22 protein-coding genes are annotated in these 23,277 nt (G+C 61.8%); 18 read left to right on the top strand and 4 right to left on the bottom strand.

What is annotated here, in order from left to right; translation table 11 throughout:
• The first annotated feature begins 5 nt into the window (after positions 1–5).
• The 3 genes from NP945_RS17265 to NP945_RS17275 are packed head-to-tail and all read left to right on the top strand — an operon-like array spanning position 6 to position 1,454.
• Complete coding sequence (locus NP945_RS17265) at positions 6–569, top strand: helix-turn-helix domain-containing protein (RefSeq protein WP_127272678.1); 564 nt, start codon at positions 6–8, stop codon at positions 567–569.
• A 4-nt stretch (positions 570–573) separates the two neighbouring features.
• Positions 574–882: a hypothetical protein gene (locus NP945_RS17270; protein WP_127268618.1), complete on the top strand. Its 309-nt coding sequence runs from the start codon at positions 574–576 to the stop codon at positions 880–882.
• 44 nt (positions 883–926) lie between these two features.
• Positions 927–1,454, top strand: a complete 528-nt coding sequence (locus tag NP945_RS17275) for a GNAT family N-acetyltransferase (RefSeq protein ID WP_127268619.1) — start codon at positions 927–929, stop codon at positions 1,452–1,454.
• 4 nt (positions 1,455–1,458) lie between these two features.
• Here the strand turns inward: NP945_RS17275 and NP945_RS17280 are convergent, their stop codons facing one another.
• Positions 1,459–2,337: a LysR family transcriptional regulator gene (locus NP945_RS17280; RefSeq protein WP_256747023.1), complete on the bottom strand. Its 879-nt coding sequence runs from the start codon at positions 2,335–2,337 to the stop codon at positions 1,459–1,461.
• Positions 2,338–2,459: 122 nt separating this feature from the next.
• On the opposite strand from NP945_RS17280, the gene NP945_RS17285 reads away from it, so the two are divergent.
• Together NP945_RS17285 and NP945_RS17290 are read left to right on the top strand one after the other, a co-directional pair.
• On the top strand, positions 2,460–3,611 hold the full coding sequence (locus tag NP945_RS17285) for a gamma-butyrobetaine dioxygenase (RefSeq protein WP_127268621.1): 1,152 nt from the start codon (positions 2,460–2,462) through the stop codon (positions 3,609–3,611).
• The gene (locus tag NP945_RS17290; RefSeq protein WP_127268622.1) at positions 3,608–4,198 is read left to right on the top strand and encodes an HD domain-containing protein; all 591 of its coding nucleotides are present in this window, start codon (positions 3,608–3,610) and stop codon (positions 4,196–4,198) included. Before NP945_RS17285 ends, NP945_RS17290 begins: the two co-directional genes overlap by 4 nt.
• A gap of 72 nt (positions 4,199–4,270) precedes the next feature.
• On the opposite strand, the gene NP945_RS17295 is transcribed toward NP945_RS17290, so the two are convergent.
• Positions 4,271–6,091, bottom strand: a complete 1,821-nt coding sequence (locus NP945_RS17295; RefSeq protein ID WP_256747024.1) for an NAD(P)/FAD-dependent oxidoreductase — start codon at positions 6,089–6,091, stop codon at positions 4,271–4,273.
• Positions 6,092–6,511: 420 nt separating this feature from the next.
• Here NP945_RS17295 and NP945_RS17300 point away from each other — a divergent pair, with 420 nt between their 5' ends.
• The 11 genes from NP945_RS17300 (at position 6,512) to NP945_RS17350 (ending at position 19,535) form a co-directional block, all read left to right on the top strand.
• Positions 6,512–7,687 carry a DUF6600 domain-containing protein gene (locus NP945_RS17300; RefSeq protein WP_256747025.1) on the top strand — a complete coding sequence of 392 codons (1,176 nt, stop codon included), beginning with the start codon at positions 6,512–6,514 and terminating at the stop codon, positions 7,685–7,687.
• A gap of 256 nt (positions 7,688–7,943) precedes the next feature.
• Entirely contained in the window at positions 7,944–9,725 is a 1,782-nt protein-coding gene (locus NP945_RS17305) for an acetolactate synthase 3 large subunit (RefSeq protein ID WP_127328932.1), read from the top strand.
• Between the two features lie 84 nt (positions 9,726–9,809).
• Positions 9,810–10,382, top strand: a complete 573-nt coding sequence (gene ilvN / locus NP945_RS17310) for an acetolactate synthase small subunit (RefSeq protein ID WP_023757090.1) — start codon at positions 9,810–9,812, stop codon at positions 10,380–10,382.
• A gap of 82 nt (positions 10,383–10,464) precedes the next feature.
• Positions 10,465–11,061, top strand: coding sequence for a LysE family translocator (locus NP945_RS17315; RefSeq protein ID WP_128309593.1), 597 nt, complete (start codon positions 10,465–10,467; stop codon positions 11,059–11,061).
• 243 nt (positions 11,062–11,304) lie between these two features.
• Complete coding sequence (locus NP945_RS17320) at positions 11,305–12,561, top strand: efflux RND transporter periplasmic adaptor subunit (RefSeq protein WP_256747026.1); 1,257 nt, start codon at positions 11,305–11,307, stop codon at positions 12,559–12,561.
• Positions 12,558–15,719, top strand: coding sequence for an efflux RND transporter permease subunit (locus NP945_RS17325; RefSeq protein WP_256747027.1), 3,162 nt, complete (start codon positions 12,558–12,560; stop codon positions 15,717–15,719). Before NP945_RS17320 ends, NP945_RS17325 begins: the two co-directional genes overlap by 4 nt.
• 73 nt (positions 15,720–15,792) lie before the next feature.
• Positions 15,793–16,416, top strand: coding sequence for a nitrile hydratase subunit alpha (gene nthA / locus NP945_RS17330; protein ID WP_256747028.1), 624 nt, complete (start codon positions 15,793–15,795; stop codon positions 16,414–16,416).
• Positions 16,413–17,072, top strand: coding sequence for a nitrile hydratase subunit beta (gene nthB / locus NP945_RS17335; RefSeq protein ID WP_256747029.1), 660 nt, complete (start codon positions 16,413–16,415; stop codon positions 17,070–17,072). The genes nthA and nthB overlap by 4 nt, the downstream gene beginning before the upstream one ends.
• Positions 17,059–17,448: a nitrile hydratase accessory protein gene (locus NP945_RS17340; RefSeq protein ID WP_256747030.1), complete on the top strand. Its 390-nt coding sequence runs from the start codon at positions 17,059–17,061 to the stop codon at positions 17,446–17,448. The genes nthB and NP945_RS17340 overlap by 14 nt, the downstream gene beginning before the upstream one ends.
• 137 nt (positions 17,449–17,585) lie before the next feature.
• Positions 17,586–18,500: an IS1595 family transposase gene (locus tag NP945_RS17345; protein ID WP_256747031.1), complete on the top strand. Its 915-nt coding sequence runs from the start codon at positions 17,586–17,588 to the stop codon at positions 18,498–18,500.
• A 135-nt stretch (positions 18,501–18,635) separates the two neighbouring features.
• Entirely contained in the window at positions 18,636–19,535 is a 900-nt protein-coding gene (locus tag NP945_RS17350; protein WP_256747032.1) for a hypothetical protein, read from the top strand.
• A gap of 30 nt (positions 19,536–19,565) precedes the next feature.
• Here NP945_RS17350 and NP945_RS17355 read toward each other — a convergent pair whose 3' ends face one another.
• Positions 19,566–20,522, bottom strand: a complete 957-nt coding sequence (locus tag NP945_RS17355; RefSeq protein ID WP_256747033.1) for a DUF2806 domain-containing protein — start codon at positions 20,520–20,522, stop codon at positions 19,566–19,568.
• Positions 20,523–20,757: 235 nt separating this feature from the next.
• Between NP945_RS17355 and NP945_RS17360 the strand changes: the two genes are divergently transcribed.
• Positions 20,758–21,885 (top strand): ATP-dependent RecD-like DNA helicase, encoded by a 1,128-nt coding sequence (locus tag NP945_RS17360; protein WP_256747034.1) that lies wholly within the window; start codon positions 20,758–20,760, stop codon positions 21,883–21,885.
• Here NP945_RS17360 and NP945_RS17365 read toward each other — a convergent pair.
• Complete coding sequence (locus NP945_RS17365; RefSeq protein ID WP_256747035.1) at positions 21,878–22,300, bottom strand: STAS/SEC14 domain-containing protein; 423 nt, start codon at positions 22,298–22,300, stop codon at positions 21,878–21,880. The genes NP945_RS17360 and NP945_RS17365 overlap by 8 nt on opposite strands.
• 135 nt (positions 22,301–22,435) lie before the next feature.
• Here NP945_RS17365 and NP945_RS17370 point away from each other — a divergent pair, with 135 nt between their 5' ends.
• Positions 22,436–23,176 carry a pyridoxine 5'-phosphate synthase gene (locus NP945_RS17370; RefSeq protein WP_127271118.1) on the top strand — a complete coding sequence of 247 codons (741 nt, stop codon included), beginning with the start codon at positions 22,436–22,438 and terminating at the stop codon, positions 23,174–23,176.
• Positions 23,177–23,277 lie beyond the last annotated feature (101 nt).

The following is a 23,277-nucleotide window of genomic DNA, read 5'->3' on the forward strand; positions in this document are numbered from 1 at the left end:
GACATATGGATGATATAGCGAACGACATTTCCTCGACGATCGGCCGCAGAATACACGCCGAAAGGACCGTGCGCGACTGGTCCCTGGCCGAACTCGCGGAGCATTCCGGCGTCTCGAAGGCGATGCTCAGCACGATCGAGCGGGGCAAGACCAGCCCGACGGCGGCGCTTCTGGTGCGCATCGCGTCGGCCTTCGGCATGACGCTGTCGACCTTGATCGCGCGCGCGGAATTGCAGGGCGGCGGGATATTGCGCGAGGCCGACCAGCCGGTGTGGCGCGATCCCGACACCGGCTATGTCAGGCGGCATCTTTCGCCGGCTGGCGATATGCCGCTGGAACTGATCAAGGTGCATCTGCCGGCGGGCGCCAAGGTCAGTTTTCCGGCCGCTTCATACGCCTTCATCAAGCAGCAGATATGGCTGATTTCCGGGCGGCTCGAATTCATCGAAGGTGAGACAGTGCACAAGCTTGTATCAGGCGACTGCCTGGCGCTCGGGGCGCCGTCGGACTGCACCTTCCACGCCCTCGAGCCCGGCGCCGACTATCTCGTCGCGCTGGTCAGGGGCTGACACAATGGCAAGAAGACCAAAGCGCTCCCACAATGGGGGGCCGCCTCTCGATGAGTACAAGGGCCCGCCATGGGGCAAGGGCGATCCCTACATCTTCCTTGCCTGGCAGGCCGCTCATGCCAAGGCGTGGAAGGCGCCGAGCCACGAGGTGATGCTGCTGCGCATGGACAGAGCCGAGCGGCTTGGCCTGACCTATGAGGAGTACACGCTCGAGATACTCGAGCGCGGGCGGCATCTCGGGCACGAAGACGCCGACCGCATCAGCGCCATCAAGGCGGCGCGAAAGCGACGCCGCGCGCACCGTCTGGACTGACAGCAATGCGCCCGCTTCTATTGCAATCACAGGATATCCTGCACATGAACTCGATCGAGATCGCACCCCTGAACCCGACTGCCGAAACGCAGGACATGCTGGCCGAATTGCTGGTCGCAACGGTGGCGGCCGGCGGTTCGGTCAGCTTCATGCATCCGTTGGCGCCGCAGGCGGCAAGGACGTTCTGGGAGAAGTCGCTGGCCGCGGCGGCAAGGGGCGAAAGATCGGTGCTTGGCGCCTGGGACGGCAAAAACCTCGTCGGCACCGTGACCTTGCTGCTCGATTGTCCGCCCAACCAGCCGCACCGGGCCGAGATCGCCAAGCTGATGACATCAGTCGATTACCGGGGCAGGGGTGTGGGAACGCGCCTGATGCGAGCCGCCGAGAGCCTCGCCCTGGAGAAGGGCCGCACGCTGCTGGTTCTGGACACGGCGACCGAGGAGGGCGCCTCAGGCCTCTATGAGCGGTTGGGCTTCACGCTGGCCGGTGAGATACCGGACTATGCCCTGAAGCCGCATGGCGGGCTGACCGGCACGTTGATCTACTGGAAGCGGATCGGGCCAATCTCATAACCAGTCATGCCGGCGCGGAGAGGCGCAGGAGCAGCCATTGGCGGAAATCCTGTTCGGCTCCGGTCAGGCGTGCTGTCGACGCCTTGGTCAGGAAATGCCCCGATGTGCTGGAAAGTTCATAGTCGGAAAGCCTGACCAGCGTCTTGCTGTCGAGCGCCGCATCGACCAGCGGCCGCGAGCCCAAGAGCACGCCGGCGCTGGCGCTCGCCGCCTCCATGGCGGTGACGAAACTGTCGAAGCGGTGCGATCGTCTGGGATGGCCAGCCAGTCCAGCGGCGGCGAACCATTCCGCCCACATCTCGCGCGCGCCGGCGACCAGAAGCAGCGGCAGGGAAGGCCAGTCGTCGTCGCCGGCGAGCGCAGGTGCGGCCACCGGCACGAGCCGCTCGGCGGTCAGCCTGTCGGCTTCGCGTCCGGGGAACGATCCGTTGCCGAAGCGGATGTCGAGCACCGAGCCCGGCAGATCGTAGTCGGCAGGGCGATGGATCGTCACCAGATCGAGTTGGATGCGCGGCAGTGCCTTGGCGAGATCTGGCAGCGCCGGAACCAGCATGAGCAAGGCAAAGGAGATCGGCGCCCGGATGGTCACGGTCTGGACGGCACGCGGCTCGAACAGTTCCGCGGTGCTGTTGCCGATGGTGGCGAAGGCCGACTGGATGTGAGGCAAGTAGGCCGCACCCTCCGGGGACAGTGCAACGCCCCGCGCCAGCCGCGAAAACAAACGTGTCTTGAGCCGCTCCTCGAGAAACCGGATGTGCTGGCTGACGGCTGCCTGGGTGAGACCGAGCTCGGCTGCCGCCGCGGTGAAATTCGACAGCCGCGCCGCCGCCTCGAAACTGCGCAGCCAGTCCAGAGGCGGCACGGGTGTATTTGTACGAGCCATTAGTATTCTGCGGTCATTGGCTAAAAAATGATAATTTGAGTTATGCCTGTCGCGCGATCAACATGCAATCGAAACCCTGCGGATCAGGCTGCGGGGGACGCAATGAACAGGAACGGATCTCCATGCTCACCCACGCGCTGATCGGCGACGAAGGCAGAACAATCGACCTTGGCTGGCAGGACGGGTCGCGCAGCCGTTTTCATGCCATGTGGCTGCGCGACAATGCGCTGGACGACAAGACGCGCAGCGCCGGCAATGGTCAACGGCTCATCACCATTCTCGACATTCCCGCCAACACCAGGATCGGCGCCGCGTCGATCAAAGGCGGCGCCCTGGAAGTCAGCTTCGTGCCCGAGCAGAAGACGGTCAGCTTTCCCGCGGCATGGCTGAGCGCCAATGCCTATGATCGTGACGCAGGCCGCCAGCCGGGCTGGACAGGCGAGGCCACCGTGCGATGGACCAAGGCCTCGATGCAGAATTCGGTACCGCGCGCCGGCTATGTTGCGGCCAGCCGCGATCGTGCTGTGCTGGGGCAATGGCTGTCGGCGGTGAAAACCTATGGCTTCGCGGTGATGGACGATCTGCCGACCGAATCCGGGGCGCTGTGCAAAGTATCCGATCTGTTCGGCTACATCAGGGAGACCAATTACGGGCGCTGGTTCGAAGTGCGCGCCGAGGTCAATCCGAACAATCTCGCCTACACGAATCTCGGCCTCCAGGCACACACCGACAACCCCTATCGCGACCCTGTGCCGACGCTGCAGATCCTGTCCTGCATCGAGAATACGGTTGAGGGCGGCGAGTCCAGTGTCGTCGATGGGTTTGCCGTCGCGGCTGCGCTGCAGGCTGAGAACCCGGAAGGCTTCCGGCTGCTGAGCTCATGCCCGGCGCGCTTCGAATATGCCGGCTCTTCCGGCGTGCGGCTGCAGGCGAAGCGGCCGATGATCGAGCTCGGGCCCGATGGCGAGCTGATTTGCATCCGCTTCAACAACCGCTCCCTGGCGCCGACGGTCGACGTGCCGTTCAGCGATATGGAAGCGTACTACGCCGCCTATCGCCGGTTCGCGGAACTGATCGAGGATCCATCCTTCGAGGTGACGTTCAAGCTCGAAGCGGGGCAGGCGTTCATCGTCGACAACACCCGCGTCATGCATGCCCGCAAGGCGTTTTCCGGTACCGGTAAGCGCTGGCTGCAGGGCTGTTACGCAGACAAGGACGGTCTGCTGTCGACGCTCGCGGCGATCGAGCATGGGTTCAAGGAGGCGGCGGAATGAGCGGCCAGGATTTGAACGCGGACACCATCGTCGAGTTCATCGCCGACATCTTCGAGCGCCGGGGTGCCGAATCCTATCTCGGCGAACCCGTCACCATGTCGGAGCACATGCTGCAGGGCGCCTGGTTCGCCGAGCAGGACGGCGCGCCGGACGAGCTGGTGGCGGCGGCGCTGCTGCACGACATCGGCCACTACACCAGCGAGTTCGGCACCTATTCGCCCGAGGATGTCGAGGACAAGCATCATGACGAGGCCGGTGGCGAGGTGCTGGCGCCGTTCTTTCCGCCGGTCATCGTCGAATGCGTCAGGCTGCATGTCGCGGCCAAGCGCTATCTCTGCGCCACCGACCCGACCTATTTCGGCAGGCTGTCGCAGGCCTCGGTGCACACGCTGTCGCTGCAGGGCGGGCCGATGAGCGCCGATGAAGTGGCCGAGTTCCGCAAGAACCCGTTCCACGAGGAAGCGGTCCGGGTCCGCATCTGGGACGAGAGCGGCAAGATCGCCAACATGAAGACACGGGCGTTTCGCGATTACGTGCCGCTGCTGCAGCGGGTGGTGACACAGTTCGCCGCGGGTAAGCCGGCGTAATTCCCTCGAAGGAAGGAGGCAGGGTGCAAGCCATGCCTCCTTCCTTTTTTACTCCGCAGGAATGGCGCTCGCCTATCCCTTGTGGTGCACCTGCTGCAGGCCGTAGACCGGCGTCGCCAAGCCGGCCTGCCTGGCTTTCAACTGCAGCGCCAGGAACTGCGAATAGTGTCGTGACTGGTGCAGATTGCCGCCGTGGAACCACAGCGCCTCCTGTTGCGTCGGCTTCCACATGTTGCGCAACTCGCCTTCCCAGGGGCCGGGGTCCTTGGTGGTGTTCGAGCCGAGGCCCCAGCATTTGCCGACCTTGTCGGCGGTTTCGCGCGATATCAGATCGGCGGCCCAGCCGTTCATCGAGCCGTAGCCGGTGGCGTAGACGATGAGGTCCGCAGGCAGTTCCGACCCGTCGCCGAGCAGAACAGAGTGCTGCTTGATCTCTTCGACGTCGACGCCGCTCTTCAGCTTGATCGAACCATCGATAACCAGCTGCGAGGCGCCAACATCGATGTAATAGCCAGAGCCGCGCCTGAGGTACTTCATGAACAGGCCGGACTCGTCGTCGCCCCAGTCGAGCATGAAACCGGCCTTTTCCAGTCCCTTGTAGAACGCCGCATCGCGTTTCTTCATCTCGGCATAGGCCGGGATCTGGAACTCGTGCAGGATCTTGTAAGGCAGCGAAGCGAAGATGAGATCGGCCTTGGCGGTGGTGATGCCATTCTGCAGCGCCTGCTCCGAATAGAGCGAACCCAGTCCGATTTCCATCAATGTGTCGGACCTGGAGATATGGGTACTCGAGCGCTGCACCATGGTCACGTCGGCGCCGGCTTCCCAAAGTGCGGCAGCGATGTCATGGGCGGAATTGTTGGATCCGATGACAACGGCCTTTTTGCCGGCATAGGCGTCGGGACCCGGATGCTTCGACGAGTGGTGCTGGTCGCCCTTGAAGGTCTCCATGCCCTTGAATTTCGGCAGATTGGCCTTGCCGGACTGTCCGGTCGCCAGCACCAGCTGCTTGGGCTTCAGCGTGATGTCCTTGCCGTCGCGGTGGACGACGACGGTCCATTCCTTCGTCTTGTCGTCGTAGGACGCACTTTTGGCCTCGGTCGAGGACCAGTAATTCAGCTCCATCACCTTGGTGTACATTTCCAGCCAGTCGCCGATCTTGTCCTTGGGCGAGAAGACCGGCCAGTTCTTGGGGAAATCGATATAGGGCAGATGGTCGTACCAGACCGGGTCATGCAGACAGAGCGACTTGTAGCGCTTGCGCCAGCTGTCGCCGGCCCGCTCGTTTTTCTCGATGATGATCGTCGGCACGCCAAGCTGCCGCAGCCGCGCGCCGAGCGCGATGCCGCCCTGGCCGCCGCCGATGATGACCGTATAGGGCTGGGTCTTGAAGCCGAGCTCGGCGGCTTCCCTCTCGCGTTCTTCTTTCCATGTCGGACGGTTCTTGCCCGAGCCGTGCCTGGCGCCCATCGGCCGCGCGAAGCCTGCCGGCTCCTCATGGCCTTTCAGTTCGGCCATGGTGGTCAGCAGTGTCCAGATCTTGCCGTTCTTCAGCCTGACATGGCCGAAGCCGCGTGCCACCTCCGTCTCGAAGCTGATCCAGCCCTCGATCAGTTCGCCGCTCTCGGTCGCGTCCTCGCCCTTGGCGATGGCGAAGTGCGACGGCCTGGTGTTCGACAATTGGCTTTTCAGCATGTCGCGGACCTGGTCGCGGCCTTCCATGGTCTTGATGTTCCAGGTGAAGGTAACGAGGTCGCGCCAGTAGCAATCATCTTGAAAGCAATCGACCGCCTTCTCGATGTCATTGGCAGCAAGCGCGGCGCCGAATTGATCGAGCAGGTCGGACAGTTTCTTGCTAGGGGCCGTGTTCTTGCTAGAGGGCTTGTCGAGCATCAGGTTTCCTCCCGTGAAATCCAGATCGTCATGGTGGTGGCTCCGCCGGGCTTGCCGCCGGACGATCAAGTATCGTCAGAGATGGCGGCCCTCGTCACGCCCCACCATAGTTTCCAGCGATTTCAATGGTCTATCCTAGAAATGAGATCGCCAGGCGGTTTCGGAATCGCTCCGGCGCCGGAAACGAACGTTCCATTTGTGAATGCCGCGCCGGTCGCGCAAAATTGATGGTCAAATGCCGCAATGCGGTCACCGGGGCCGATGACAACCGATCGGTGAGAAGCCGGGAAGCGGTGGCGGGCAACAGGGCGGTTCCCGGGATTTTCTGGATGCGGAACTCTGGAGCCCGTTATGATCATCATACCTTTTATCCAAGCGTCTTCATGTCGCTCCCTTGGCCGGCGTGGACGCGCAGCAGCAATGGCCGCGGTCATGGCCTTGAGCGCGACCCTGACCGGCCCGCTGGTGCTGCCCGGAACGCAGGCGCATGCGGCGGAAATTGCCGTCACCGTCCGCGAAAGGCTTTCGAACTATGGCGGATGGCGAACCTCCAGCCGCTTCGGCGATGTCTGGGTTCCCTCGGTCCGTACCGAATGGCGGCCCTACACCGAAGGCAGGTGGGTCTGGACCGACGATGGCTGGTACTGGCAGTCCACCGAGCCATTCGGCGATGTCGTCTATCACTATGGCCGCTGGGCCTACGATCCCGATTTCGGCTGGGTGTGGATCGCCGGCGATCAATGGGCGCCAGCCTGGGTGGTGTGGCGTCAGGGCGGCAATGATGTCGGCTGGGCTCCAGCGCCGCCCGACGTCGGTGTCGCCTTCGACGACGCCTGGTGGTGTTTCGTGCCTGTGGCGGCGATCGGCGCGGTCGATCTGGTCAGGGTGGTGCGGCCGGTGCAGGAGAACGTCGTCATCATGCGCAACACGACGATCATCAACCAGACGGTCGTGGTCAACAATGCGCCGCGCGTGCGACTTGGCAATCAGGTCGTTGCAATCAATGCCGGACCCCGGCTGCAGCAACTCCCGAAGCCCGTCATCGAATCGATCAAGGCGGCAAAACTGGTTCCGCCTCGCAAAGGCGTGTTTGCCAGTGCACGGCTCGATGTTTCCAGGGGCGCCGAGATCAAGAGGCTTGCCGGCAATACAAAGGGGAACGGGCAAATCCTGGCGGGTCCCAAGACTGCGACCGGCAACAAGGCCATGTCCCCCGGCGCGGTGACTGCCAGCAATCCGGTGGTCGTGAAGCCGGTGAGCAAGCGGATGGCCGCCGGCAACGGCGCGAAGGCCGATGCGCTCAAGCTGCATGCCGACAGGGCCGCGGGCGACGGACGCATCGTTGTCAAATCGTCGCTCAACCGGGGTTCGCCCAAATCGGTTTCGCGCAAGCCGGTTTCGCCTAAGCCGGTTTCGGGGCAGCGTCTTGCACGCGGAGCTGGGCAACAAAAGCCGCATCAGCAAGCGTTGGCAATGCGCATGCCCCAGCACCATGCCCCGGCAAGGGTGGCACCCCACCATCCGCCAGCGAGGATGCAGGCCAGGAAGGCGTCCAAATGCGATCCACGCGTTTCCCGCTGCAAGGCGCCGGGCTGACACCGCAATCGCGTCGGCACGCTGTGCGCGCCGGCGCGATTTTTCCCGTTGACAGGCCGCCTTTCCCGCCCTTAGTGTCCGCCACCATGAAAACGGCACTCATTCTCGTAGGAAAGCGCGTGGGCAAGGCGGTGTAACCGCCGGGCGAAAACCCCCCATGCGCAAGACACAGGCTCCCTCGGGGGCCTTTTTTATTGCCTTAAACACGACTAAACGACCAGCAAACGCCCAATGGCGACAGTACGGGACCAGACCGATGAGCAACGGACAGAACGAGCGGCGCGAGATGACAGGTGCCGAAATGGTGGTGCAGGCGCTGAAGGACAATGGCGTCAAGCATGTCTTCGGCTATCCCGGCGGCGCTGTCCTTCCGATCTATGACGAGATCTTCCAGCAGGACGATGTCGAGCACATACTGGTGCGCCACGAGCAGGGCGCCGGCCATGCGGCCGAAGGCTATGCGCGTTCGACCGGCAAGGCCGGCGTCATGCTGGTGACCTCCGGCCCCGGCGCCACCAATGCGGTGACGCCGCTGCAGGACGCGCTGATGGATTCGATCCCGCTGGTCTGCCTGACGGGGCAGGTGCCGACCTCGCTGATCGGCTCCGACGCTTTTCAGGAATGCGATACGGTCGGCATCACGCGCCCCTGCACCAAGCACAATTGGCTGGTGAAGGACGTCAACGAACTCGCCGCCACCATCCACGAGGCTTTCCATGTCGCGACCACCGGCCGTCCGGGTCCGGTCGTCGTCGATATTCCGAAGGACGTGCAGTTCGCCAGGGGATTCTACGTCCCGCCGCAGATCGCGCCGCGCACCAGCTACCAGCCCAAGGTCCAGGGCGACCTGGAAAAGGTCAAGGCGGCGGTCGAGCTGATGGCCAGCGCCAAGAAGCCGATCATCTATAGCGGCGGCGGCGTCATCAATTCCGGCCCGGAAGCGAGCCATCTGCTGCGCGAACTGGTCGATCTTACCGGTTTCCCGATTACCTCGACGCTGATGGGCCTCGGTGCCTATCCGGCATCGGGCAAGAACTGGATGGGCATGCTCGGCATGCACGGCACCTATGAAGCCAACATGGCCATGCATGACTGCGACGTGATGATCTGCATCGGCGCGCGTTTCGACGACCGCATCACCGGTCGGCTGACCGCGTTCTCGCCGAATTCGAAGAAGATCCACATCGACATCGATCCATCGTCGATCAACAAGAACGTTCACACCGAGGTGCCGATCATCGGCGATGTCGGCCGGGTGCTGGAGGATATGGTGCGGCTGTGGCGCGCGAGCGCCAAGGCCGACAAGAAGGCGCTCTACCCGTGGTGGGAGCAGATCGCCAAATGGCGTGCGCGCGACTCGCTCGCCTACAAGATGAACAACGACGTGATCATGCCGCAATACGCGATCGAGCGGCTCTACGAACTGACCAAGGGGCTGGACACCTACATCACCACCGAGGTCGGCCAGCACCAGATGTGGGCGGCGCAGCACTATCATTTCGAGAAGCCGAACCGCTGGATGACGTCAGGCGGGCTGGGCACGATGGGTTACGGCCTGCCGGCGGCGCTCGGCGTGCAGATCGCGCATCCCGACGCGCTGGTCATCGACATCGCCGGCGACGCCTCCGTGCAGATGACGATGCAGGAGATGAGCGCTGCCGTGCAGCACGATGCGCCGATCAAGATCTTCATCCTGAACAACCAGTATATGGGCATGGTGCGGCAGTGGCAGCAGCTGCTGCACGGCAACCGGCTGTCGCATTCCTACACCGAAGCGATGCCTGACTTCGTCAAGCTGGCCGAGGCCTATGGCGGACACGGCATTCGCTGCGAGAAGCCGGACGAACTGGACGACGCGATCAAGGAGATGATCTCGGTCAGGAAGCCGGTGCTGTTCGACTGCCGCGTGGCGACGCTCGCCAACTGCTTCCCGATGATCCCATCGGGCAAGGCGCACAATGAGATGCTCTTGCCCGACGAGGCGACCGACGAGGCGGTGGCCAACGCCATCGACGCCAAGGGCAGGGAACTGGTGTAGCCGGCAGAACCAAGGCAGGGCTGTCGCGAGAAGCCCTGCGCAAACAGAGAATTAGCTCAAGAGCTTGAAATCGAGATTCATGTCATGAACGCACAGCTACAACCGACCGGCTCCGCCTATTTCATCGCCAAGGAGACGGAAAAGCCGGAAAACCACACGCTTTCCGTGCTGGTCGACAATGAGCCGGGCGTGCTTGCCAGGGTCATCGGCCTGTTTTCCGGGCGTGGCTACAACATCGAGAGCCTGACTGTCTCCGAGACCGAGCATGAGAAGCATTTGTCGCGCATAACCATCGTGACGCGCGGCACGCCGCATGTGCTGGAGCAGATCAAGCACCAGCTCGAGCGCATCGTGCCGGTGCACCGCGTCGTCGACCTGACCGTGCGTTCGCATGAATCCGGCCAGGAGCGGCCGCTGGAGCGCGAACTGGCGCTGGTCAAAGTCGCCGGCACCGGCGAGGCCCGGGTCGAGGCGTTGCGCCTGGCCGATGCGTTCCGCGCCAGCGTCATCGACGCCAACACCGAGCATTTCATCTTCGAGATCACTGGCAAGGGCTCCAAGATCGACCAGTTCATCGCCATCATGAAACCGCTCGGCCTGGTCGAAATCTGCCGCACCGGCGTGGCGGCGTTGAACCGCGGCCCGCAGGCGATGTAGGACTTCGGCGGGGCTGGCGTCGAACGCGCCAGCCAGCTTCCATAGCGAGGCTTCCGGTGCTGACTTGTCAGGGAGGATATCAATGTCGCTCGACGCATTCCTTGCCCTGCTTGTCTACGCCTTCGTGACGTCGATCACGCCGGGGCCGAACAATCTCATGCTTCTGGCATCGGGGGTGAATTTCGGCCTCGTCAGAACCGTTCCGCACATGCTGGGCATCAGCATGGGTTTCCTCGTGCTGCTGCTTGCCGTCGGTCTTGGCCTCGGCGCTGTGTTGACGGCGTTTCCGGCGCTGCACACCGGATTGAAGATCGCAGGCGGTGCCTACCTGCTCTATCTTGCGTGGAAGATCGCCATGTCGCGCACGCTGACCGGCAAGGGCGAGACGAATGCGCGGCCCATGCGATTCATCGAGGCGGCCGCATTCCAGTGGGTCAATCCCAAGGCGTGGGTGATGGCGATCACCGCCATGGCCGTCTATGCCAATGCCGAGCACCCGTTCCTGTCGGTGGTGTTGATCGCCGTGGCCTTCACCATCGTCAATTTGCCGAGCGTCTCGGTGTGGGCTGGGTTCGGCACCGCACTGCGCGGTTTCCTGTCGGACCCGGTACGGCTGAAATGGTTCAACATCGCCATGGGCGTACTGCTGGCGGCGACGCTTTGGCCGATGCTGAGATAGGCTGTGGGGCGCACCAGCCGATCGTAGGGGGACGGGATTCGGACTCTCGGCGGACCGTCCGGATCGGGAGCCGCCCCGTGTTGCACATCCATTGTGCAGTGCACATTAAATCTTCGTAATGCCGCCTTTTGGCCCTTTTCCGACAAAGGCGTGTCCTATCTATTCGGCGAAATCGCGGCAACGGGCCGCGTTGGAATAGAACCCATCGGACCACGACGTGTCGGGTGGAGAGGGCCTTTGACCATGCGTGGAAAAGTCGTTCTTTCGTTGCTGGCCGTCGCCTGCCTGGGCGCGGCCGGGTGGCTCTATCTTTCTCCTGATGCGCTGGGCAGGGTCCAGAAGGTCATCGGCGCAAAGCAGGTTGCCGCGCCGGACAAACAGGCCGCGGCTTCGGACAAGAAGGCCGACAATGCCGGGCGCTCGGCCTCGATCCTCTCGGCCGTCGCCTCGACAGCCGATTTCCCGATCCGGCGTTATGCGATCGGCTTCGTCTCCTCCCCCGCCGTCGTCAACATCAACGCGCGGGTGTCCAGCCAGATCGTGTCCATCGACGTCAAGGACGGGCAGATGGTCAAGACCGGCGATCTGCTGTTTTCGCTCGATGACCGGGCGCTGAAGGCGCAGTTGGCCAAGGATCAAGCGGCGCTGGCCAAGGATCAGGCGATGCTCGCCAGCTCGCAGTCCGATCTCCAGCGCGCCAAGGATCTGGTCGCCAAGCAGGCCGGCACGCAGCAGACCTACGACCAGGCCGTCGCCGCGCAGAAGGCTGCCGCAGCGACTGTCGATGCCGACAAGGCGACAATCGACGCCGACAATGTCCAGCTTGGCTTCGCCACGATCACGGCGCCGATTTCCGGCAGGCTGGGTGCTGTCAGCGTCGCCGTCGGCGATCTCGTCACCGTCAGCAATGGCAACAGCAGTACGGCGACCCCGCTGGTGACCATCACCCAGATGGACCCGCTGCAGGTCAACTTCAATCTTCCCGAGAGTAACCTGGCCCTGCTGCACAAGGCGCTCGCCAACCCGCAGCAGGGCGCGGTGATACTGACCAAGGATGGTGACCCGACGCCGATCGGCAAGGGTACGCTCGATTTCGTGGACTCCAGCGTCGACACCGCGTCGGGCACGATTGCCACGCGGGCAAGCATTCCCAATGCCGATCTTTCGCTATGGCCCGGCCAGTATGTGAATGTCGTGCTCGACGCCGGCATCATGCCGCAGATGACATCGGTTCCCACGGTCGCGGTGCAGCCAAGCCAGAAGGGGCCGTTCGTCTATGTCGTCAAGCCGGACAACACGGTCGAGATGCGGCCGGTGCAGGTGGCGCTGACCGAAGGCGAGAACAGCGCCATCAGCCAGGGGCTGAAAAGCGGCGAGAAAGTTGTCACTGAGGGCCAGACGAGGCTGAAGGACGGCGCCGCGGTGCATGAGGGCAAGGCCACGGCCGATGCCGCGCCGAAGGTGGCCGAGGCGAGCAAAGCCGGCGAGGCGGCCCAATGATCTCCGAATTCTGCATACGCAGGCCTGTCGCCACCCTTCTGATGTCGTTCGCCCTCGTGCTGGGCGGACTGTTCGCCTACAAATTCCTGCCGGTGGCGGCACTGCCCAGCGCCGAATTCCCGGTGGTCAACGTCTCGGCTTCGCTGCCCGGCGCCTCGCCGGAAACCATGGCCACTTCGGTGGCGACCCCGCTGATCAAGCAGTTCGCAACCATCGCCGGTATCGATTCGATCTCGACCACGAACTCGCTTGGCCAGACCTCGATCGCCATCCAGTTCGTGCTCAACCGCGACATCGACGCGGCAGCAGCCGACGTGCAGGCGGCGATCGCGCGCACGCAGAAATCATTGCCGCCGCAGATGACGGCGCCGCCGAGCTATCGCAAGGTCAATCCGGCCGACGCGCCGATCCTTTTGATGTCGCTGGTCAGCGACACGGTTCCGCTGACCGATCTCGATGCTTTCGCGGAAAATGTCATCTCGCCGTCGCTGTCGACCATAGACGGCGTGGCGCAGGTCTCGATCTTCGGCCAACAGAAATACGCGGTGCGCATCCAGATCGACCCGACCGCGCTTGCCGCGCGCGGCATCTCGATCGATCAGCTGCAGGCGGCGGTCGCCTCGGCCAACAGCAACACGCCGCTCGGCGTGCTGCAGAACGACAAGCAGCAGCTTACCATCACCGCCAACACGCAGCTGACTGACGCCGCCGGCTTCTCCAACATCATCATCGCCACCAAAAACGGTCACCCCGTGCGGTTGGGCGAGGTGACCCGTGTGGTCGATTCGGTGCAGACGACGACGACGGCGAGCTGGTATGACGGTACGCGCGCGATCATCATGGCGGTGCAGCGCCAACCCGACGCCAACACCGTCGACGTCGTCGACAAGGTCAAGGCCATGCTGCCGTCCTTCAAGGACCAGATGCCGGCCGCCGCCGACATCAAGCTGCTTAACGACCGCTCCAGTTCGATCCGTCAGGCCGTCGATGATGTCCAGTTCACGCTGCTGTTGACCATCGCGCTGGTGGTCATGGTGATCTTCGTGTTCCTGCGCCGGGTGACGGCGACCATCATCCCGGCCGTGGCGGTGCCGATTTCGCTGATCGCCACGCTCGGCGCGATGTTCCTGTTCGGCTTTTCCATCGACAACATATCGCTGATGGGCCTGACGCTGGCGGTCGGCCTCGTCGTCGACGACGCCATCGTGATGCTTGAAAACATCTTCCGCCATATGGAGGAGGACGGGCTGTCGGCCTTCGACGCATCGCTGAAGGGCGCGCGCGAAATCGGCTTTACCATCATCTCGATCTCGATTTCGCTGGTCGCGGTGTTCATCCCGGTGCTGCTGATGGGTGGCGTCATCGGGCGCATCTTCAACGAGTTCGCCGTCGTGGTGACGGTCGCCATCCTGGCGTCGATGTTCGTGTCGCTGACGCTGACGCCGATGCTGTGCTCGCGGCTGCTGTCGGTGACCAAAGCCGACCGCGACAAGCATGGCCCCGGCCATAAGCAGGACCTCGTCACCCGCGGCTACGACAAGGTCTTGAGCTTCTGCCTGCGGCATACTTTCCTGGTGTTCCTCGTTTTCGTCGGCACCGCGGCAGCGTCGGTGTGGCTGATCCAGACTTCGCCGAAGGGTTTCTTCCCGCAGGAGGACATCGGCCAGATATCGGTGACCACCATCGCACGCCAGGACATCTCTTTCGACGCCATGTCCAGGCTGCAAGGACAGGTCGCCAGCGTCTTCTCGCATTCGCCCTATGTCGACCATGTGGCGTGGTCGGCGGGCAGCGGCAACAATGCGCTCAACCAGGGGCAGCTTTTCGTCCAGCTCAAGGGCAAGGACCAGCGCCCCGATATCGAGAAGGTGCTTTCGGACCTGCGCAAGCAACTGGCCGGCGTGGCGGGCATCGAGACCTACATGCAGCCGGTGCAGAATTTGAGGCTGGGCTCGCGGTCGTCGGCCAGCGCCTACCAGCTCGTGGTTCAGGGCCTTGATACCGGCCTGACCGATATCTGGGCGCAGAAACTGAACGACGCGATGGCCGCCGACCATGCGAACTTCACCGACGTCACCAGCGACCTGCAGAACAATGCGCTGCAGGCGACGCTGGTGGTGGATCGCGACAAGGCCGCCCAGCTCGGTATCGACACCGACACATTGCGCTCCGCCCTCTATGGCGGGTTCGGCACCGACCAGGTTTCGACAATCTTCGGGTCGGCCGACAGCTACGAAGTCATCACCGAGCTCGATCCCAAGATCGAGTGGTCGCCCGAGCGGATGCTGGCCATCCAGATGAGGACGGCGAGCGGCAGTCTTGTTCCGCTCGGCGCCTTCGCCCGGGTCGATCGCACGGCCGGCGCCCTGACGGTCAACCAGCTCGGCCAGCTTCCAGCCGTGACCATCTCCTACAATCTGCCGCAGGGCGTGGCGCTGGGCGACAGCGTGACGCGCATCAATGCGCTCAAGGAGCAGATCGGCATGCCGACGGTGATCTCGACGACCTTTGCCGGCACGGCCAAAACCTTCCAGGATTCTCTGGCCAACCAGGGTTTTCTGGTCGGCGGCGCAATCCTGACGATCTATATCGTGCTCGGCATCCTCTACGAGAGCTTCATCCACCCGCTGACGATCCTCACCGGTCTGCCATCGGCCGTGCTCGGAGCGGTCGTTGCGCTGCGCTTCGCCGGCATGGATCTGTCTGTCATCGCGGTGATCGGCATCCTGATGCTGATCGGCATCGTCAAGAAGAACGGCATCATGATGGTCGATGTCGCGCTTGAACTGCGACGAGAAGGCATGTCCGCGACCGAGTCGATCCACAAGGCCTGCCTGATGCGGTTCAGGCCGATCATGATGACGACGCTGGCGGCGCTGATGGGCACGTTCCCGATTGCGCTCGGCACCGGCGCCAGCGCCGAACTGCGCCAGCCGCTGGGCGTTGCCGTTGTCGGTGGTCTGCTTGCCTCGCAGGCACTGACCCTGTTCGTGACGCCGGTGATCTATGTCTACATGGAGAATTTCTCTGGCTGGCTGGTCGGGCTCTGGTCGAAGCGCAAGGGCGAGCCGGGCCCGGTCGAAGATGTCGACCAGCCCTCGCTGTTCAAACCCAGGGAAGAAATGCTGCCCGAACCGCAGCGGGCAGCCGCCGAATAGAGGCAAGGCCGGCGCCATGCTGGCCCAAGGCGTTGCGCTTGCGGCGGCATCACCGGAAACGTAGTTTGGCGTCATGTCACACGATCATGACCACGACAACGAACTCGATCCGTTTGCCGCCCGCGTGCGCGCGCTGGAAACCATCCTCACCCAGAAGGGGTTGATCGATCCGGCCGCGATCGACGTCATCGTCGATACTTACGAGACGAAAATCGGCCCGCGCAACGGCGCCAGGGTGGTGGCGAAAGCCTGGAGCGATCCAGCCTATGCCGATTGGCTGAAGCGCGATGCGACGGCGGCGATCGGCTCGCTGAGTTATACCGGCCGGCAAGGCGAGCACATGCAGGCGGTGTTCAACACCCAGGATACGCACAATCTCGTCGTCTGCACGCTGTGCTCCTGCTATCCGTGGTCGGTGCTCGGCCTGCCGCCGGTCTGGTACAAGGCGCCGCCTTATCGTTCACGCGCGGTGATCGATCCGCGCGGCGTGCTGGAAGAGTTCGGGCTGACGCTGCCGGCTGGGACAAAAATACGCGTCTGGGATTCGACCGCGGAGCTGCGCTATCTCGTCGTGCCGATGCGGCCCGAGGGCACCGAGGGCTGGAGCGAGGAGCGGCTGGCGGAGCTGGTCAGCCGTGACGCGATGATCGGGACCGGCCTGGCCCAAAGACCTGAAATAGAGGGGCAGCCGGCATGAACGGACCGCATGATCTCGGCGGACAGATGGGGTTCGGTCCGGTCGCACCCGAAAAAGACGAGCCGTATTTTCATGCCGCCTGGGAAAGGCGGGCGCTCGGCGTGACGCTGACTGCCGGCGCCATGGGTGCCTGGAACATCGACGAGAGCCGGCACGCGCGGGAATCGCTGCATCCGGCTGTCTACTATTCATCGAGCTACTACCAGATATGGATCAAGGCGCTGGAGGTGCTGTTGAAGCGCCATGGCTTCGTCAGCGAGCGCGATCTGGAAGCGGGCAAGGCAGCCGATCCAGCAGCGACGCCCAAGAGGGTGCTGAAGGCGGAAAACGTGCCCGCAGTGCTGGCCAAGGGCAGCCCTTGCGACCGGCCGGTGGCGCAAGCGGCGCGGTTCAAGGCCGGCGATCCCGTACGGACCAAGAACTTCAACCCGACTGGCCACACGCGGCTGCCACGCTACGCACGCGGCAAGCAGGGTACAATCGAGGCTGTGCGCGAAGGGTTCGTGTTCCCCGACAGCAACGCGCATGGGCACGGCGAAAACCCGCAATGGGTCTACACCGTGGTTTTTGAAGGATCGGAAATCTGGGGCGAGGGCGCCGATCCGACGCTGAGCGTCTCGATCGATGCCTGGGAGAGCTACCTTGAGCCGGCATAAGGTGAAGGGCTCTGTCGCCGATTTGTCGCCGGGCGTCGATGCCCCGGTGTTTGCCGAGCCGTGGCAGGCCGAAGCGTTCGCCATGACGGTGGCGCTGCACGACAAGGGTGTGTTTTCGTGGAGCGAATGGGCGCAGGCGCTGTCGAGCGAAGTGAAGAAACCAGGAGCGGCGGCTGACGGCCATGACTATTACGAACATTGGCTAGCGGCGTTGGAAAGCCTGCTTGCCACCAAAGGGCTGGCCGCCAAGTCGGATGTCGACGCTATGGCTGAAGCCTGGGAGCGCGCGGCGCACGCCACACCACACGGCAGGCCGATCCTGCTGGAAAACGATCCTAAATCGGTCAAAGATGTGACGATCCAGAGCGGCGCTTGATAGCTTTAGAATCGAGCCCCCAAGGAGTCGCAGAGTTAGGAGCCCTTTCTAACTCTAATTTAGGGACCTATATACGAGTGTGACCCATTGACTTGGGTCATACTACTACCTAGATTACAGCTATCGGGTTTGGAGCGATGGCCGTGATTAAGCAGTTCGACAGCCTCTTCGACATCATGGAAGCTTTCCCGGATGAGCAATCCGCCATTGATCAGCTTCGTTCAATCCGTTGGAAAGATGGCGCTTTCTGTCCTTATTGCGGTTCATCCAGAGTTTACAATTTCTCCGATAATCGCACCCACAAATGCGGCGACTGCCGCCAGCGCTTTTCGATCAAGGTCGGAACGATTTTCGAGGACAGCAAAATCCCGCTCCGCAAGTGGTTCATGGCGGTTTGGCTGATCACTTCGCATAAGAAGGGCATCGCCAGCACGACGCTTGCCCGCGATATCAAGGTCACTCAGAAAACCGCTTGGTTTATGTTGCATCGCTTGCGCCATGCCGCCCGCACGAAGTCCTTCAATCGCCAGTTGGAGGGAACGGTCGAGGTCGATGAAACGTTCATCGGCGGTAAGGAAAAGAACAAGCATGAGAGCAAAAAACAGAACGCCGGTCGCGGCACTGTCGGCAAGGCCGTGGTGTTCGGCGCTTTGGAGCGCAACGGCGAGTTCCGCGCCTTCCATATTCATTCATTCAAAGGCGTGAAGGACGCTGTGGAGGCGCACGTCAGAGAAGGCTCAATCGTCATGACCGATGAGTTTCCCGGCTACAAGGGGCTGAGCAAGTCCTACCACCACCAGACCGTGAACCATTCGGGAGGCGAATATGTTCGCGGCTTCTACTTCCACACCAATTCAATCGAGGGCGCTTGGTCGCACATCAAGCGTCAAATTTACGGCATTCATCACTGGATTTCTGACAAACATCTCGGCAACTATCTTTCCGAAATGACGTGGCGCTATAATCGCCGCGATATTCCGGACGGAACGCGCATGAACGGGCTGCTTGCGCAAGTTGAAGGCCGTCTCCGGTATAGGGAGCTAATTGCATGAGCAAGAAGCTAAAAAGATCAATCGGCTTCGAAGGTATGCCCTTCGGGGAAGCTCTTGAACGTCTCTTCGGCGTTGACCCCAAGGAGTTGGAGTCAGAAATCGAAAAGACGAAGCGCGAAGCGGGGGAGATAGAGCGTGGCGTCGAACAAACCGAAGAGTCCATCGATAGGGGTGCGCGACGATCAAAGCACCGATTCCGTCTTTGACTTCTTGTATTATGATGCGGCTCGCATCGCTTCATTTTTATCCCAGTTTGACTCATCTGGCCATTTGACAGAAGTCACACAAGGAGAGCGTGCTCATCGCAATAAGCAGACCAGCACGACGCTCGAAACCTCTGGCACTGTCGCGGTTGTGTCCGGCACTGCTACGCGCGAAACGGATATCGGCGCTGAATACGGAAAAGACAGCCAACGCGTCTATGATCCCACATGGGCGAATGCTCGAACATTTCTGGACTATCTTTCGGAACGTAGCCTCATAAGTCGAGACATGACGACAGCTGGCATCGGCCAATTCGTGATCACTACGGGCTCCTTGAGTATCTCAGACTTGCAATTGATTGAGAAAATTTGGGGCCTTCCGACTGTTCAGAAGGCGATGGAAGCTGGCAACCCGCAACCAAAAAACAATGCAGAACGACGGCGGATGGAAAATGATGTCAATTCGCCTCAGCACGCCCTCAAGTTGTTTCAGGACCTGATTGGCGTCTTACCGCACACTACCCAGGCAACCCTGACCGGAAACGTCGAAACTTGGTGTTCGCTCTCGCAAAGTGCGATGTCCGTTAGCTCCAGCGACATCATATTGAAGCACGGCATTCAAATTCCGGGTGAGTGGAATATCCTTGGTGTCTTAGATGCTCGTCCGGACGAGCCTGCGGCCGAAGCGCCTACGCCCGATCTTGGAGACCCTGAAGAAATGGCCGCAAAGTTGATGTCGATCATTGCGCCAATGGCAAGACTGTTTCTTGGACGACCTCCACGAAGCTACGGCGTTACTCCGCTCTTGATCTTCCGCGAGATTAGCGGGTAGAGGGTCACATTCGTATATAGATTCCCTAATTTAGTTATCGTCGTCCTTAGGCTTAGGCGACTTCAAAATCGCGATCTCACCTCCGACTTCCCACTCATCATCGGACAATAGCCGGATTTCGTTTAGTGTGATCTTGGCTACTTTAGGGGCCGACTTCACCAAGAAATCGATCGTTCCTTGGGCATCTATGGGGAGAAGCGCTGCTAATTCCTCTCCAGCCGCAGACAGAATGTACCCGGAAAAGGCGATGTCATGCTTTGTGTGAAAGAGGACAACTTTGCTCTGAACCATGACAGCTGGGTACTTCTCACCGTCGGTTGTTGGAGGGGTTCCTATGACGCCTGTGCCCTCGACTCCTTGGATTAGCCCAGCTGCCTGGAGTTGCATTAATGCGTCGAAACCCAATCGAGGCTCTTTTTCCGACGAGAAAACAAAACCGTCCATTCGGAGTTTGACTAGTTCCTGGAAGTCTTTGGCTGTTTGCTGTGTGAGCTCGGAAGCCACGCGCAATGTTGTCAGTGAGAATGAGCCCGGCCGTCTAATTTCGCCGCTTAGAATTCTTCCCCAAAATGAGCGCATATTCGTGGTGCTAGCCTTCTCAGAGTAACTCTCGAAGTAATTCAGCCAATCAGGGTCGATCTCAACGTCGGTTTCATCAGAGGCGTTGTTCGTAGCCGTTGGCGCGGCGAGTTCTTTAATGCTCTCACGAACCACCTCGATCGTGTTGATTTCTTTGTAGTCACGAGACCGACCGACTTCCCGAACGCGATCTTGCGCCAGGGCTTCAATGATAAGCACTTTTCCATCGGTGATGGCTCGCTCGACGCGCGCCTTGTCCTCAAGTCGAGGGTTGAAGTAGTCGAGGACGTTTCCTAAAAGTCGATCGATTGCGGCCAAAGCACGCAGATTTGTTTTCCCCTTGATGCCACTTTCAGTTAGTTCGCCGGAAATCTCGGTTGTCTTGTCTAATGGATCATCATTATTCATTGTTCAGCTCCGCCCACTGAAACAATACGTGCAGCATAGCGTCTAGTCAAAAAGCGCAATCCGGTGCGGCCGGTTGTTGGAGGGTTGAACGCCGGAAGTTCAATCCGGTTGTTCTCTTTACGTTCCTGTTCGTGCCTGATAACCTGACCTCTCGGCGGCACCGAGGCGCCGCCAACGCGTCGATGGTGGTGGCGGCTATCTTGTCTTTCCCTTGCGAATCCGGTCTCTCGCGCTGATGGAATTCTCTCCCCAACAGGACGAGGCGCTGCAAGCGGTTGCCCGCTGGCTCAAGACCGGCAAGCCGCAGCTGTTCCGGCTGTTCGGCTATGCCGGTACCGGCAAGACGACGCTGGCGCGCTATTTCGCCGAACATGTCGACGGCCAGGTGCAGTTCGCCGCCTTCACCGGCAAGGCCGCACAGGTGCTGCGCTCCAAGGGCGCGGTCAATGCCCGCACCATCCATTCGCTGATCTACCGGCCGAAGGGCGAGGAATCGGTATCGGACGAGGTCACCGGCAAGACCTCGATGTCGCCGACCTTCTCGCTTAACCGCCAGAGCCCGATTACGCGGGCGAAACTGGTCGTCATCGACGAATGTTCGATGGTCGACGAACAGCTTGGCCGCGATCTGATGAGTTTCGGCACGCCGATCCTGGTGCTTGGCGATCCCGGCCAGTTGCCGCCGATCTCGGGTGGCGGCTTCTTCACCGACCACGAGCCGGATTTCCTGCTCACCGAAATCCACCGGCAGGCGCGCGACAACCCGATCCTGCGGCTTGCGCTCGATGTGCGCGAGGGCCGCGAATTCATGCGTGGCGACTATGGCACGGCGCAGGTCATCGGCAAGGAAGACGTCACCCAGGAGCTGGTGCTCAGGGCGGACCAGGTGCTGGTCGGCACCAACCGCACGCGGCGACGCTACAATCAGCGGCTGCGCGAGCTCAAGGGCTTCAATGCCGACTATCCGCAGGCCGGCGACAAGCTGGTCTGCCTGCGCAACGATCCGGCCAAGGGCCTGCTCAACGGCTCGCTGTGGAAGGTGATGACCTCATCGCGCGAGACGGTGAAGCCCGGCATCAACCTGCTGGTGTCACCGGAAGAGGACGATCCGGATCGCGGCGTCGCCAAGATCAAGCTGCTCAAGGCGGCGTTCGAGGATCCGGATGCCGATATCCCCTGGCAGCAGAAGAAGCGCTTCGACGATTTCGACTATGGCTACGCGCTGACCGTGCACAAGGCACAGGGCTCGCAGTGGAACGAGATCGTGCTGTTCGATGAAAGCTGGGCTTTCAAGGAAACCCGCCAGCGCTGGCTCTACACCGCCATCACGCGGGCGGCCGAGCGGCTGACCATCGTCAGGTAGCGACGCCGGATGCTGTTGCTCCGATAGGCTGCGCGGCAAGCCATTGCCAGGCGGCGGCCTCGTCCTCCGTCTTGAAATGCCTGATTTCAACGGGCGGGGAGGACGGCAAAAAGCGTTGTGCGTCCGCTATCCAGTCCGGTTCGCCGATGGTTGCGCAACGGCCGACATGTTCCAATGCATGGATGGCGCCCTGCTTCAGGGTCTCGTCCGCGATGTCGGCCCAGTCGACGCCATCGTGGTCGACGAGGCGCACCAGCACATCGATGCGCGGATGCAGGGCATAGGCTGCCTCCAGCAGCCCGAAAAGATTTTCACCGTCGGCCGCGGAAACGTGCCCGACGACATCGATGGCGAAAAGGTCGTCGCGGCTGGTCTCGATACGGCGAATTGCCGGAACCTCATCGAGAAAATTCATCGGCGCTTTCCTTTCCCGGCTCGTTCATCAGGCTTGGAACACCCGAAACCCCCAGTCTGTTCCCACCAAAGGCATTACTGTTCCCGTCAAAGGCATTATAGGTGGGCGCGTTGAATGATTTCCGAGGCCGCCCGCATGCCCGCAAAGCTCTCCGTCAACCTCAATGCCATCGCCATGCTGCGCAACCGGCGCGACCTGCCGTGGCCAAGCGTGACCGGCCTCGGCCGCATTGCGCTGGCGGCCGGGGCGCATGGGCTGACGGTGCATCCGCGCCCCGACGAGCGGCACACAAGACACTCCGATCTGCCCGAGATCCGGTCGCTGATCGACGACGAGTTTCCGCGCGCGGAATTCAACATAGAGGGCTATCCGACCGAGGATTTCCTGTTGCTTGTGGAAAAGCATCAGCCTGAACAGGTGACTTTGGTGCCGGACGATCCGGCCCAGGCGACATCGGACCATGGCTGGAACTTCGCCACCCAGGCCGCGTTCCTTACACCGATCGTCAAACGCTTGAAAAAAGGGGGCTTTCGCGTGTCGCTGTTTTCCGACCCTGATCCCGATTGGGTGGCGGCCGCACGCGACACCGGTGCCGATCGCATCGAGCTCTATACTGGTCCATATGGCAGCTATCACACAGATTCCGCCAAAGCGGCCAAGGAGCTGGAAAGACTGGGAAAAACCGCTGACGCTGCGCTTGCCGCCGGGCTGCAGGTCAATGCCGGGCACGATCTGGTGGTCGGCAATCTGCCGGCGCTGGTCAAGCGCATTCCGGCATTGGCCGAAGTGTCGATCGGACATGGGTTGACAGCCGACGCGTTGGAGTATGGCATGGCCGGCACGGTGGGTCGGTTCCTCAAGGCCTGCGGATGGTAGCGATGGGCAGCCTGGCGCGGCAGGCATGGCAGCCATTACGCGACGGCACTTGATATTGCATCGCAGCAAGCGTAGAGCACCGCGCGCTTATCGGAGTGTCG

This window comes from Mesorhizobium sp. LMG17149, assembly GCF_024518695.1.
Classification (GTDB): Bacteria; Pseudomonadota; Alphaproteobacteria; order Rhizobiales; family Rhizobiaceae; genus Mesorhizobium.